The 13950-nt window shown below is 55.9% G+C and carries 14 protein-coding genes; 11 read left to right on the top strand and 3 right to left on the bottom strand.

Translation table 11 applies throughout. The annotated features are described in order from the left end of the window. Positions 1–89: 89 nt before the first annotated feature. On the bottom strand, positions 90–860 hold the full coding sequence (locus H4Q31_RS00240) for a hypothetical protein (protein WP_185177059.1): 771 nt from the start codon (positions 858–860) through the stop codon (positions 90–92). A 382-nt stretch (positions 861–1242) separates the two neighbouring features. Between H4Q31_RS00240 and coxB the strand changes: the two genes are divergently transcribed. From coxB to H4Q31_RS00210, 6 genes are all read left to right on the top strand, one after another. After that, positions 1243–2271: a cytochrome c oxidase subunit II gene (gene coxB / locus H4Q31_RS00235; RefSeq protein WP_185177058.1), complete on the top strand. Its 1029-nt coding sequence runs from the start codon at positions 1243–1245 to the stop codon at positions 2269–2271. Between the two features lie 72 nt (positions 2272–2343). Then, on the top strand, positions 2344–4149 hold the full coding sequence (ctaD, locus tag H4Q31_RS00230; RefSeq protein ID WP_185177064.1) for a cytochrome c oxidase subunit I: 1806 nt from the start codon (positions 2344–2346) through the stop codon (positions 4147–4149). Next, positions 4146–4763: a cytochrome (ubi)quinol oxidase subunit III gene (locus H4Q31_RS00225; protein ID WP_185177057.1), complete on the top strand. Its 618-nt coding sequence runs from the start codon at positions 4146–4148 to the stop codon at positions 4761–4763. Before ctaD ends, H4Q31_RS00225 begins: the two co-directional genes overlap by 4 nt. Before the next feature lie 4 nt (positions 4764–4767). Beyond that, positions 4768–5085: a cytochrome C oxidase subunit IV family protein gene (locus H4Q31_RS00220; protein WP_185177056.1), complete on the top strand. Its 318-nt coding sequence runs from the start codon at positions 4768–4770 to the stop codon at positions 5083–5085. Between the two features lie 117 nt (positions 5086–5202). After that, on the top strand, positions 5203–6114 hold the full coding sequence (gene ctaG, locus H4Q31_RS00215) for a cytochrome c oxidase assembly factor CtaG (RefSeq protein WP_185177055.1): 912 nt from the start codon (positions 5203–5205) through the stop codon (positions 6112–6114). Between the two features lie 101 nt (positions 6115–6215). After that, a complete protein-coding gene (locus H4Q31_RS00210; protein WP_185177054.1) occupies positions 6216–6680 on the top strand; it encodes a DUF420 domain-containing protein in 465 nt (154 codons plus the stop codon). 100 nt (positions 6681–6780) lie between these two features. On the opposite strand, the gene H4Q31_RS00205 is transcribed toward H4Q31_RS00210, so the two are convergent. Further along, entirely contained in the window at positions 6781–7695 is a 915-nt protein-coding gene (locus H4Q31_RS00205; RefSeq protein ID WP_185177053.1) for an RluA family pseudouridine synthase, read from the bottom strand. A 155-nt stretch (positions 7696–7850) separates the two neighbouring features. On the opposite strand from H4Q31_RS00205, the gene H4Q31_RS00200 reads away from it, so the two are divergent. The 5 genes from H4Q31_RS00200 to H4Q31_RS00180 are packed head-to-tail and all read left to right on the top strand — an operon-like array spanning position 7851 to position 12118. Then, a complete protein-coding gene (locus H4Q31_RS00200) occupies positions 7851–8576 on the top strand; it encodes a hypothetical protein (protein WP_185177052.1) in 726 nt (241 codons plus the stop codon). Positions 8577–8603: 27 nt separating this feature from the next. Further along, entirely contained in the window at positions 8604–9011 is a 408-nt protein-coding gene (locus tag H4Q31_RS00195; RefSeq protein WP_185177051.1) for a GntR family transcriptional regulator, read from the top strand. Next, complete coding sequence (locus tag H4Q31_RS00190; RefSeq protein WP_185177050.1) at positions 9008–9943, top strand: ABC transporter ATP-binding protein; 936 nt, start codon at positions 9008–9010, stop codon at positions 9941–9943. The genes H4Q31_RS00195 and H4Q31_RS00190 overlap by 4 nt, the downstream gene beginning before the upstream one ends. Continuing rightward, a complete protein-coding gene (locus H4Q31_RS00185; protein WP_185177049.1) occupies positions 9940–10845 on the top strand; it encodes an ABC transporter ATP-binding protein in 906 nt (301 codons plus the stop codon). Before H4Q31_RS00190 ends, H4Q31_RS00185 begins: the two co-directional genes overlap by 4 nt. Next, positions 10838–12118, top strand: a complete 1281-nt coding sequence (locus H4Q31_RS00180) for an ABC transporter permease (protein WP_185177048.1) — start codon at positions 10838–10840, stop codon at positions 12116–12118. Before H4Q31_RS00185 ends, H4Q31_RS00180 begins: the two co-directional genes overlap by 8 nt. Positions 12119–12395: 277 nt before the next feature. Here H4Q31_RS00180 and arfA read toward each other — a convergent pair whose 3' ends face one another. Continuing rightward, a complete protein-coding gene (arfA, locus tag H4Q31_RS00175) occupies positions 12396–13907 on the bottom strand; it encodes an arabinosylfuranosidase ArfA (protein WP_185177047.1) in 1512 nt (503 codons plus the stop codon). Between the last annotated feature and the right edge of the window lie 43 nt (positions 13908–13950).

Genomic DNA, 13950 nt, shown 5'->3' with positions numbered 1-13950 from the left:
CGGGCATGAAAGTTTTTTGCCGAACAAGTACTGGACGAATTCATTCTTTAATTTAGCTGCAGTATATAAAGGAAGAGAAGCGCATGGACTTAGCGAGCGCCGCTTGTGTTCGATTCGGCGGGACTGGAGGCGCCGGAAGGCGGCGCTTCGTACAGAGGCAGCGGCACGTCATTACCTCGGCTGAACATATATTGGACCAGCTTGTTGAACTGCGGCGTATAGCTCTGTAGATTCTCTCCGCCCCAAGCCAGCTTAGCGAATTCGAGCATCTGGTTGACGAATTCCTGGTTGGCCGAGATGTGGACCTCCTGCATGAGAGGCAGGTCCTTGCGTACCGTATCGGCGATGACCTGCTTCAGCTCGGAAGACAGATCGGAGACGTCCTTATGGGTAAAATAGGAGTTGTAAGGCGTCGCGACCCGCGGCCCTACAGGCGTACGACCGCCGGTGTCGACGTTGTACACGCCTTCGGTCGTGCCGGTGTTATCCTGTTCCCGCGTCGATGCGCCGCCGTGGGACTTGGTGCCGGTTGCCGTCCAGTCGGTCAAGATAGCGACATAGGCGTTCTTGTCCGTGAACAGAACGATAGCTGTGTTCACGCCGGGCAGCGCTTTGACGTCGTAAGAGGCTTTGGAGCTGTATTCAAAGTATTGATTGTCGTGCTGCTTCGGATTGTTCGAGAGCGTTCCATAAGAGCGGGCGCGGAGCATCTTCGGGTCGTTCTTCCCTCGGCTGGCGTAGTCGTAGTTGCTCTTCTGGTAATGGGCGACGTAGTTGCACGCAGTCAATGAGCCCAGCAGGGACAAGCAGCACACGGTTGCCGCGATGCCGCGCAGAATAAGGGAATGCCGTGCAGCCATCCTTCCATCCTCCTCCGGTGGTGCTTCTGGTCGTTAGGTTAAGCCGCAGGCGAGGAAAGTATGCCGGCTCATGCGTACATAAAACGCGGTAGCTTTGGTAAATGATGATGGGAGAGGAGAGGCAGGTACGGCAGGGACAGGCAGCTTCCGACAGCAACTGGAAAGCCCTCTAAATCCATGCCAGCCAGCGTTTTTGACAGTTTTGAGAACAATTTGTGAACTGGCCTGTGAACATTGACAAAATGACATGCCAATCTTTATAGTTATTTAAGTGATTAGGCTGTTTGTTATTATTAGGACGCCAAGGAAAGAAAACGTAGACTGCTCCGCCACAATGACAACACGGCATGTCTATGAAAACGTCGAGATGGGGTTGAAAAGGATGAAACGGTGGCGTTTTGCGAAGCGTTTGCTTCCGCTCGTAGCGGGGATGATGCTGCTTCTGTCGGGTTGCGGCAGAGCGGACTTGTCAACGCTAAATCCACAGGGGCCTGTGGCTCAAGAGCAATATAACCTGATGAAGCTTTCCATCGGCATTATGGCGCTTGTCGTCATTGTCGTATTCGCCATTTGCTTCTATGTACTGATTCGGTTCCGTCGGCGCAAAGGCGACAAGACGATTCCGAAGCAAGTGGAAGGCAATCACAAGCTGGAGATTATCTGGACGGTTATTCCGATTATCTTGCTGCTGATCCTCGGCGTGCCGACGATCAACACGGTATTCGGTCTTGCCAAGGACTATTCCGACGACAAGAACGCTATTCAGGTTAAGGTAATCGGCCATCAATACTGGTGGGAGTTCGAATATCCGGAATACGGCATTACGACCGCTCAAGAGCTGGTTGTTCCGACCGGCAAGAAGATTGCGTTCGACGTGTCTTCCGCGGACGTTACGCACGCTTTCTGGATTCCGGCTATCGGCGGCAAGACGGACGCCAACGTCGGCGTCTCGAACAAGATGTATCTGGAATTCCCGAATGAAGGGGTCTTCCGCGGCAAGTGCGCCGAACTGTGCGGTCCTTCGCACGCCTTGATGGACTTCAAAGCCAAGGCGGTTGACCAAGCTTCGTTCGATCGTTGGGTAGCGGCCATGAAGGCGCCTGCTCAAATGCCTGAGGACGCTGAGCTTGCGAAGACGTTCGAGAACATGTGCTTGTCTTGCCATGCTGTAGGCGAGACGAACAGCGGAGCGAGCGCGCCGAACCTGACGGGCGTCGGCAGCCGCCAGACGATCGGCGGCATTCTGTACAACGATGAGACGCCGGTCGAAGACAATCTGAAGGAATGGATCAAGGACCCGCTGGCCGTTAAGCCTGGCGCGACGATGCCTACCGCGGAAGATCTCGGTCTTACCGACGAGCAGCTTGACGGTATCGCCAAATACTTGGCCAATTACAAACTCGACTACTAATTTGGCAAGGAACGAAGGGGGTTCGCGGCTTTGGCTGCACACGCGCACAAGGTTAAGCGGTATCGCGGCATTATGGATTGGCTGACTACCGTCGACCACAAGAAAATCGGTATTCTGTATTTGATCGCAGGCGCTTTGTTCTTCGGGGTCGGCGGATTGGAAGCCATTCTGATCCGGATCCAGTTGATTAAGCCGATGAATGATTTCGTCGGCGCGGATACTTTCAACGAATTGATTACGATGCACGGAACGACGATGATCTTCCTTGCAGCAATGCCAATGCTCTTCGCTTTGATGAACGCGGTCATTCCGCTTCAGATCGGAGCTCGCGACGTCGCGTTCCCGTTCCTGAACGCGCTTGGCTTCTGGACGTTCTTCTTCGGCGGCTTGCTGCTGAACATCAGTTGGTTCGCTGGCAACGTACCGGACGCGGGCTGGACGTCTTATGTGCCGCTCGCCGGTCCTACTTACGCTTCCGGCCACGGCGTCGACTACTACGTGCTTGGCCTGCAGATTGCGGGTATCGGTACGCTGCTCGGCGGCGTTAACTTCATGGCAACGATCATCAACATGAGGGCTCCGGGAATGTCCTTCATGCGGATGCCGATGTTTACGTGGACGATCTTCATTACTTCCGTCATGATCGTCTTCGCCTTCCCGGTACTTACCGTTGGTCTCGTCGCCCTGATGTTCGACCGCTTGTTCCAGGCGAACTTCTTCGAGACAGCTAGCGGAGGCAGCGCGATCCTGTGGGAACACGTCTTCTGGGTGTTCGGTCACCCTGAAGTATACATTCTCATTCTGCCGGCCTTCGGCGTCATCTCCGAAGTGGTCAGCACCTTCTCGCGCAAGCGCCTGTTCGGCTACAGCTCGATGGTGTTCGCTACCGTCCTGATCGCCTTCCTGGGCTTCATGGTATGGGCGCACCATATGTTCACGACCGGCCTCGGCCCAGTAGCGAACGCGCTGTTCTCGATCGCGACGATGTTGATCGCGGTGCCGACAGGGGTTAAGATTTTCAACTGGCTGTTCACTCTCTGGGGCGGTTCGATTCGCTTCACAACGTCTTCGCTCTTCGCGATCGGCTTTATTCCGACCTTCGTTATGGGCGGCGTTACCGGGGTTATGCTCGCTGTCGCTCCGGCAGACTATCAATACCATGACAGCTACTTCGTTGTCGCTCACTTCCACTACGTTATCGTAGGCGGATTGGTCTTCGGTCTCTTCGCGGGCCTGCATTATTGGTGGCCGAAGATGTTCGGCCGCATGCTGAACGAGAAGATCGGCCAAGTGACATTCTGGACGTTCTTCGTCGGCTTCCATCTGACGTTCTTCGTTCAACACTTCCTCGGTCTCTTGGGCATGCCGCGCCGTGTATGGACGTACCTGCCGGATCAAGGCTTCGATAACATGAACTTCATCTCGACGATCGGCGCCTTCTTGATGGGCATCGGCACGATTGCGATGATCATCAACGTTATCGTGACTTCGGCTAAGCCGCGCAACGCTCTGGCGGATCCATGGGAAGACGGCCGTTCGCTCGAATGGACGATTCCTTCACCGCCGCCTGAGTATAACTTCAAGCAGCTTCCGCTCGTACGCGGTTATGATGCATGGTGGAAAGAGAAGATGGAAGGCAAGACCGAGATGACGCCTGCCGAACCGGTCGGACCGATTCACATGCCGTCTCCGTCCATTCTTCCGCTCGTCATGAGTATTGGCTTGTTTATCGCCGGCTTCGGCTTCATGTATGACAAGCTGATCGTCACCTTCGTTGGCATGGCGATCACGCTGGGCTGCATGCTGCTTCGCTCGGTATTCGACGATCACGGCTTCCACATCGAAGTGGAAGAGCAAGAGAAAGGGGTGCAGGCATGAGCGCACATCATCACGTAGAAGGCCAACTGCCTCATGAGCCCGAGAGAGCGACGATGGAAGGCCGCAACAAGATTCTTGGCTTCTGGATCTTCCTTGGCGCCGAGACCGTCCTGTTCGGCACCTTGTTCTCGGCTTACCTTGCACTCCGCCACAACATCGGAGATGGCCCGGCAGCGTCCGAGATCTTCGAGCTGTCGACGACCTTCATCGCTACGATGATTCTGTTGTTCTCCAGCTTGATGAGCGTATTCGCGGTACAGGCGATGCATCAGCACAAGGTCAAAGCGATGATCGGGTGGCTCATTGCTACGGTTGTGCTCGGACTTTGCTTCCTCGGCCTGGAAATCTTCGAGTTCAATGCCTACGTTGGAGAAGGCCATCGGATGCCTACCAGCGCATTCAGCTCCTCGTTCTATACGCTGGTTGGCTTCCACGGCGCGCACGTCGCGTTCGGAGTTCTGTGGATTACGCTGCTGATTCTTCAGATTCTGAAGAAGGGGCTTACCGTCGTTACCGCACCGAAAATATACGTGTCGGCGATCTACTGGCACTTTATCGACGTAGTATGGGTATTCATCTTCACCGTTGTTTACTTGATGGGAAAGGTGGGTTAACCAGATGTCGAGCAACCATTCGGTAACTGAAGGAGAAGCGAGACGTCATAAGGTTGAAGGCCCGCGCAAGCATATCGTCGCTTTCATCCTGTCTTTGGCTCTGACGCTGATTGCCTTCGCGACTGTCGCATCGGGCGAGATCAACACGCAATTTACTTACATTATCTTGGTGGGCATGGCGCTTGTCCAAGTGTTCGTTCAGATGGCTTTCTGGATGCACATGAAGGATCGCGGACATCTGTTCCCGATCATCGCGATTATATCCGGGGTGGTCGTTGTCTTCACAATGGTCATCATGGCGCTTTACTGGGTATGGTGGTAAATACCAAAGGTTAAACTGCAAAGAGGCGGAGCGTATTTCCGCCTCTTTTTTGATATTAGGAATGGGGGCTCCCCCTGATGGAATTCAAGGGGGAGATTTAGAAAGGAGGGGATAAGGATGATGGGACTGCAATATTTCTCGTTCGCCGAGCTCTGGAGCCCGTATTTCCTTGTCTTCATGCTAGCTGTCGCGACGCTCTATTCTTTCGTCGTTGGCCCATGGCGCGGCCGGTTCGCTGGAGCGGAGCCGGTGCCTGTTGGCAGGCAATTGACGTTCTACTTGGCGATGGCGCTGCTCTATTTCGCGCAGGGCGGGCCGTTAAGCTTGCTGGCGCACTTGATGTTCACGTTCCACATGACGGATATGGCGGTCTCCTATATTCTCGTGCCTCCCATGCTTCTCGCCGGGATTCCCGCGTGGCTGTGGAGAGCCATCTTCCGTCCTCGGTTCTGGAAGCCATTCAAGTTCATGACGAATCCAATCTTCGGGTTGCTGCTGTTTAATCTGCTGTTCTCGTTCTACCACATTCCTAGCATTCACGACTGGATCATGGTTCATTACGTCCTGCATGGCATCTTCTATGCGGTATTACTCGGGGCGGCCATGTTGAACTGGTGGCATACCAGGTGTCCCGTACCGGAATGGGCGGCATTGTCTTCGCTGAAGAGACTGGGGTATATCTTCCTTAACAGTCTGCTGCTGACTCCGGCTTGCGTCATGATCATATTCGCAAGCACAGCCATGTTCGCGGTCTACAATGATCCGGAAGTGTGGGCGACGGCCATGCGGTACTGCGTCTCCGGCAATACGGCTGAGCTGCTGGCACAGTTCAAGGGACCGGCCTTCTTCAATTTGATGGATGCCCGTGAAGATCAACAGCTGGGCGGCATCGTCATGAAGCTGCTGCAGGAGTTCATTAATATCTGGGCTCTGTTCACCGTGTTCATGGAATGGTATCGCAGGGAGAGGGCGCAGGAAGACGATCCTGCATTCGATCATGCGGCTTCGGGACAATTGAACAATGTGTGACGCTCCGCTGCGATGTTTGAACAACGAGCGAACACAAGGTACAATGTTAACAGTTGGCAGCTTATCTGGCCAATATTGTCGATGGAGCAGGTGAACCGTTCATGACTTGGTATGAGATATTTCCGACGATCAGCACGAGCTTTATTGCCCTTAGCGCGATTCTGGTCGCGATCGGCTGGCGCTTGATTATTCTTGGCAAGAGGGAAGCGCATCAGAAGGTCATGATCGCCGGCGCTATTGCGGCCGTTATCTTCTTCCTGATCTACATGTCGCGGACGATATTCGTGGGCAATACAGAGTGGGGCGGTCCGGATAACCTGAAGACGCTGTATACGATCTTCTTGGTGTTCCACATCGTGCTCGCGATGGTTGCGGCGGTGTTCGGCATTACGACGCTCACGCTGGCGTTCCGCAAGAGCTTTGCGAAGCACAAGAAGTGGGGACGCGTAACGGCGACGATCTGGTTCTTCACAGCGGCGACGGGCATCACGGTCTATGTGCTGCTGTATCTGATGTATCCAGGCGGCCATACGAAGCCGGTCATTGATGCGATCTTTGGCACATGACCATATCCTGAAGGATAAGCTAGGACAATAACGAAGGGGCAGAGCGAATGCGCTCTGCCCCTTCAGGCTGTCTAGAGAGTCTCGATGCTTATACGACAAGTTAATCACGCTGGAACGGACGAAGCAGCGCCTTCGGGATCGGACTCTCGAAGCGCAGCGTCTTCCCTGTCGTCGGATGAACGAACGACAGAACATTGGCGTGCAGCCCAAGCCGGCCAATCGCGCGGGATCTCGAGCCGTACTTCTTGTCGCCGACGATCGGGTGCCCGATGTCCTGCATGTGCACGCGAATTTGATTTTTACGCCCCGTCTCCAGACGCACCTCCAACAGGGAATAGCCATTCCCGGTCTGAAGTGTCTTGTAGTGCGTGACCGCGTGCTGCCCGTCGTCCGGGCGCTGGCTGGAATACATCTTGAGCGTCTTGCTCTCCTTCAGCCACGACTCGATCTTGCCTTCGGCCTGTCGCAATGTGCCTTCGACGAGCGCGATGTAGCTTCTCTCCTGCACCGCCTCCTGCCAGTCGTTCTGCAATGCCTGCTGAACCTTCTCGCTCTTGGCGAACATCATGACGCCGGACGTGTCCCGATCGAGCCGGTGCACGACGAAGATCCGGCTTGTCGGGTTGTCCTGCCGCACGTGCTCCATCAATTGCCGATAGGCAGTAATCGCGTCCGGCTCGTGCGGCGCGGAGATCGAGAGCAGGCCGGCGTCCTTCTGAATGACGACTAGATCGTCATCCTCGTATAGAATGGATAAGCCTATGAAGCGAGGCTTATCCACAATCTTCTCCTTGCTCACGCTAACTTGCTGCCCGGGCCGAAGCGGATAATTATAGGCCTTCTCTACGCGGCCTTCTACCGACACTTGGCCTCTCGCCAGCATCGACTTGACCGAATTGCGGCCTTCTGGGGAGAGCTTATTCAGCAAGAAAGCCAGCAGCTCGCTCCCCTCTGCGACTTCGAATGTTCTGATGCGATCCGGCTTCGTGCGGCTGCCGGTCGTTTTGCGATTCATCGATTAACCTCCTTGGGGTTGTCCCTATGCACTGATTATAAAGCGGCAGAAGAGAGAAGGGAAATCGCAACGGAAATCAGGTTCCATTATTGACAGCGGGTTCCAACTGTGATTATACTGTGTATATAGATGAGCACAGTGGAGGAGTGACCACTATGAATGGCTGGCAGGCGGTTCGAACGATTATCGCTTTCGAGCTGAAGAGGGATTGGTTGGGCGTCTTAGTGACGGTAGTGTTCGCTCTGTATTTCGGTGTGCTCTACTCGGGGTTGACGGAACCGCCGGAAGATGGAAGCTCGGTCTCGAACATGTTGAACGGCATGCGCGACTGGATCTATCTGTTCGCTCTCCCTCTGTTCGGCTGTGTGATGAACCGGACATGCTTCGCTTATTGGCGGAATGATCCCTTCACGAGGAGATTTGCCCATTGGCGTACGATGCCGATTCCGCTGCGGGCGATCGCGTCGGCCAGGCATGTGCAATCCATTCTCCTGCTCCACCTAGCGGGAGGCTTGTTCATCGCCGTTCCGTGCTTACTGAATCCGTCGTGGATGACCGTCGGTGATGGCGCATCCTGGATCCCCGGCGGTATCGTCTGGATCGCGTATGCGCTGATCGTGCAGACAGGGTACATTTACATGGAGCTGGGCTTCTCGGGGAGAACCTTCGTGAAGTTGTATCTTGGCTTCGTCGCTATCACGGGAGTTCTAAGCACGCTGCTGGCCTGGCAGGGCGTAAGTCTCTACCTCGAAGTTCTGAGGCTTGCCGATACTCAGCCGGTGCTGGCGCCGTTGGCTGCGATTACGGCCGCTATCGCTGCCATCAAGCTTGGACATGAAATGACGGTCCGGCGAATGCAGAATAGAAGCTATACCTTCTGACAACTCGGAAGGAAGAGGGGTGGGCATATGTGGATACCCGTGCATATCGATGAGAACCGCCCGGAGCCCCTGTACCATCAGATTGAGTCGCAGCTAAGAGGGCTAATCCTGGGCGGGCAGCTGGCCGAAGGAACGCTGCTGCCTTCCATCCGGGAATTCGCCGCTTCGCTGAAGTGCAGTGTGATCACGGTTCGCCGAGTCTATCAGGACTTAGAGAACGAAGGGCTGCTTCGCACTCGGCAGGGAACGGGGACTTTCGTCTCCCGTGTTGATCCGGAACAGCGGCAAGGGCACCGGTTCGAACGAGTCGTCGAAGCCTTCGAGAAGGCAGTCGAGACGGGACTTCAGCTGCAATGCACGCCGGGAGAGATGGAAGCCATTCTGCGCGAGGTGATGGATCGGCAGCTTGCGCAGCGAGAGGGGGATTCGAGATGATCGATTGGAGTGCGGAGCCAAGGACGGCAGCGGCCTTCTCGCTTCGCCAAGTCACGATCCAGCGGCAGGCGTTCACGTTAGGCCCGCTCGACCTGGACATTCCGGCCGGGTACGTGACCGCCGTTGTCGGAGCGAACGGCTCTGGGAAGAGCACGCTGTTCCGGCTGCTCCTGAATATGGAGCCGTATGACCAAGGCCAAGTTGAGCTGCTCGGCAAGCCCGCCGCAGACGCTGATGCGGATGTGGAGCTCAAGCGGCGAATCGGTTATCTGGCCGAGCTGCCGCATGCCTATGAGAATTCGCTGACCGCCGAGGAGAAAGCCCGCTTCGCCTCGAGGTGGTATCCGAGCTGGGATTGGAGCCGCTATCGCAAGCTGCTGCGCAGCTTCGACGCGGAGAGCTCAGACAAGCTGCGGAAGCTGTCCAAGGGGATGCGGCGCAAGGTCGAGCTCGCCTGCGTGCTGGCGCCTAATCCGGAGCTGCTGCTGCTTGACGAGCCGTCCAGCGGACTTGATCCGTTCGCGTGGCAGACGATGCTGGCCGAGCTTCGCCGCTTCATGGAGCAGGGGGATCGCACGATCGTGATCGCCTCGCACATACCAGACGAGGTGAAGCGGCTGGCGGACTATATTCTTTTCCTCCATCGAGGGAGGCCGTTAGGATTCTATGAGAAGGACGCGCTGTTCGACAGCTGGCGGACGATCGTCTTGTCGGCGCAGGAGGGCGCGTCGGCAGAGAGCGATCTGAAGCGGGTGCCGGGAGTGCAGGGCTGGATTAGATCGGCGCCTGGCATCTATCAAGTGGAGACGGACCGCGCAGACGACGCAGAGGCGTTCTTGAGCTCACAAGGCTATCAGATTCTGTCCAAACAGCGGATGGAATTGGAAGAGATACTAGGTTGTCTTATTCGTGGGGAGGAAGCGAGAAGATGAATCCGTTAGTGATCGAAAATGTAGTGAAGCAATACGGCGACAAGACCGCCGTGAACGGCATCGGGCTGGAGGTGGCCGAAGGGGAGATTTACGGCCTGCTGGGCGCCAACGGCGCTGGCAAGACGACCACGATGCGGATGGTGCTTGGCTTGATTGCGCCTGATGAAGGATCCATTCGCTACTTCGGCAAGCCCTACAGCCAGGAGCAGCTCAGCATGCTGGGCTACTTGCCGGAAGAGCGAGGCATGTACCCGAAGATTCGAGTGAGCGACCAGATCATCTATCTCGCGCAGCTTCGGGGGATGGCGCGCAAAGATGCCGACGATAACCTGAAGAAGTGGCTGAAGCGCTTCGACATCCCGGAATACTACAATAAGAAGGTCGAAGAGCTGTCGAAGGGCAATCAGCAGAAGATCCAGTTCATTGCCGCCATTATCCATCGGCCGAAAATCCTCATTCTAGACGAAGCCTTCAGCGGATTGGACCCCGTCAACGTCGAGCTGCTGAAGTCGACAGTGAAGGAACTGCGGGATGAAGGCGCGAGCATCCTGTTCTCGACGCACCGGATGGAGCACGTCGAAGAGCTGTGCCGCAACATCACGATCATGCACCGATCGAATCCCGTGCTGCAGGGCTCGATCAAGTCGATCAAGTCGAAGTTCCCGCTGGAGCGGGTCGTGCTGGCGGCCGACAAGTCCATCGAAGGGCTGGCGTCGATTCCAGGAGTGACGGAGGTGCAGCGTCATGAGCACGAAGGCTATGAGCTGAAGGTGCAGTCGCCGGATGTCGCGCAGCGGGTATTGAGCCATGCGCTGTCGCAAGGAACGATCCGCAAGTTCGAATTGATGGAGCCAACGCTCAATGAGATCTTTATCCGAACGGTAGGTGAACGCCATGAATAGCATGTGGACTGTTATGTCCTTCACGATGAAGAATAAGCTTCGCAACCGCGCCTTCGTCATTACGACGATCGTACTCGCGCTGCTGATGGTGGTGGCGGCGAACGTGCCGACGTTCCTCGATAAGTTCGCTTCCGGCGGCGGTCCGAAGAAGATCGGCTATGCAGTTGGAGAGCAAGCGGATATTATCAGCGGTCTGGAGGCGTACTTCGCTGGACAAGAGGAGCCGAAGGCGCAGCTCGTGCCGATTGAGGCTTCCGGAACGCCGGATGAGCAGACCGCCGCTTTGAAGCAAGCGATCACGGACAAGAAGATCCGCGGGTATCTGACCTTCACCGAGAACGAAGAAGCAGGCTTCCCGAACGTCACTTATTATTCGAAGAAAATGCTGGATTCCGGCACGGCCGAGGCGCTCGGCACCGGTCTGCGCGAGGTCAAGACCGAGCAGGCGGTGAAGGAAGCGAACCTGACGCAGGCGCAGCTGTCGAAGCTGTTCGACCCGGTTCAGCTGGAGAGCGTACAGATTAGCGACAACGCCAATGGCAAGACGGCGGAGGAGCAAGGAACGGCGATTGGCTTAACCTACGTCGTACTCATTCTGCTGTTCATGTCGACGATGATCACGGGACAGCTGATCGCGACCGAGATTACGGCGGAGAAGAGCTCGCGCGTCATGGAGATTATCGTGACCAGCGTCTCGCCGCTGAAGCAGCTGTTCGGCAAAGTGCTCGGCACGTTCCTTGTCGGCCTGCTGCAGCTGGTTGTCATCGTCGGAGCGGCGGTCATTAATCTGGCATTGCCGCAGAACCAGGCTTCCTTGCAATCGCTCGGCATTCGGTTGGATTCGATCGAGCCGAACATGATTATCTTCGCCATCGTCTTCTATCTGATCGGCTTCTTCCTGTACGCGATGCTGTTCGCGGCGGTTGGCTCCATCGTCAGCAAGACCGAGGACCTCGGCCAGGCAGTCATGCCGATCACACTCATCACGCTGGCGGGCTTCTACATCGCCATCTTCAGCATGACGCATCCGGACAGCTCGCTCGTCACGGTCTGCTCGTTCATCCCGTTCTTCTCGCCGTTCATCATGTTCATGCGCATCGGCCTCGCGAATCCGGCTTGGTGGGAGGTCGTCCTGTCGATCGGTATCCTCGCCGCAAGCGTACTCTTGCTCGGCTGGCTGTCGGCGAAGATCTACCGCACCGGCGTGCTCATGTACGGCAAGCGGCCGTCGGTGAAGGAATTGATCAAGGCGATGAAGGCTTATAAGGTGTGACGGTATCGCGCATAAACTGTGAGTAACGGCTATAATTGAGATGAGTTACAAAAGCCTTGATGGACTAGAATCCTGGTCTATCAAGGCTTCTTTGTAATGAAAACAATTTCTATTAATGGCAAAATTACCGGAGTTGTAATACCCCTTTGATTTGGTGCTTATTTGTCTCATTCATAACGGTTAGCACATAAGTGTGAATAAACAGCAGAACCCCTTGCGGCAGCAAGGGATTCTTTGCTCTACTTCACGCATCCGGGAAGAGCGTCGGATGCCGCGGTTATTTCCTTGTGCTTAAACGAATCACGTTCCAGGAAGCGGGAGCTAGTGCGGCTTCGATTCTTGCGCCGTCGAGCTTCGCGCCGCCGCTCGCATGCGGCTTGACCGTGTCAGGCGATTCGGCGGTATTGACGGCCTTGAGGTCAGCGCCCTCCAGCACGAGATGCTCCAGTACGGTGCACGTTCCGAAGCTTCGGAGATCCACTTCGAACGGCAGCGACTCGCCCAAGTGGCGATTCACCGCGAATATCGTAACCTCGCCGGCTTCTTCATTGTGGATGGCGATCGACTCCAAATAAGGAACGTCGGTGATCTCCTTCGTATCGTACTTAGGCGATTGAGCGAGCGGAACAAGCGCCTGACCGCGGCCGTAAAGCGATGCATGCATGAACGGATAATAGATTGTCTGCGCCCATGCCGCGCCGCCGTTCTTCGTCATGATCGGCGCGATGACGTTGACGAGCTGGGCCAAACACGCGATCTTCACGCGGTCTGCGTGCTTCAGCAGGCTGATGAGCATGCATCCGACGACCAGAGCGTCTTCCAGCGTATAGACGTCCTCGAGCTGCGGGGGCGCGACTTGCCAAGGCTCCAGCTTCTTATCGGATGCGTGCGAATGGAACCAGACATTCCATTCATCGAAGGATAGATACATACGCTTCTTGCTTCGCTTCTTGGCCTTGACGTAATCGCAGATGGCAGAGACGCTGCGGATGAATTCGTCCATCTGCAGGGAACGCGCCAGGAAGGTGGGGGCATCGTTCTCGTGATTGCCGTAATATTGGTGCAAGGATAGATACTCCACGTGATCATATGTATGATCCAGCACGGTGGCTTCCCATTCTGCGAAAGTAGGCATCCCCAGCGCGGAGCTTCCGCAAGCGACGAGCTCGATCGAAGGATCGACCCACTTCATGACTTTGGCCGCCTCCAGAGCGGACCTTCCGTATTCCTCCGCCGTCTTGTGCCCGATCTGCCAAGGACCGTCCATCTCGTTCCCGAGGCACCACGTCTTAATATTGTGCGGCTGCTGGTAACCGTGGCTCGCCCTGAGATCGCTCCAGTAACTGCCGGACGGATGATTGGCATATTCAACGACGTTCCGCGCGTCTTCGATCCCTTGCGTGCCGAGGTTAATCGCCCACATGACTTCAGAGCCGGCAGCCTTGGACCAATCCGCGAATTCATTCATGCCGAAGAGGTTCGGCTCAACGGTCCGCCAGGCGAGCTCAAGCTTCCGCGGACGGCGATCGACGGGGCCGATTCCGTCCTTCCAGTCGTAGCCGGATACGAAGTTGCCGCCAGGATAACGGATGATGGGGACGCGCAGCTCGCGTACCAATCGAAGCACGTCTTGACGGAAGCCGCGAGCGTCCGCCTCCGGATGGCCCGGTTCGTAAATCCCGCCATACACGGCCCGGCCGAGATGTTCGATGAACGAACCGTACAGCCGATCGTCAACGTTGCCAATCACGAAGTCTTTGTCTACAATCATGGTTGCCTTTAACGTCATGCCGATCACACCTCTTCTTATGGATATATGTCTCAAAAGTGCA

It is taken from the genome of Cohnella lubricantis (genome assembly GCF_014212015.1).
Lineage (GTDB): Bacteria > Bacillota > Bacilli > Paenibacillales > Paenibacillaceae > Cohnella > Cohnella lubricantis.
Note: the sequence above shows the minus strand (reverse complement) of the source record. Positions and strands in the feature narration are given on the sequence as shown.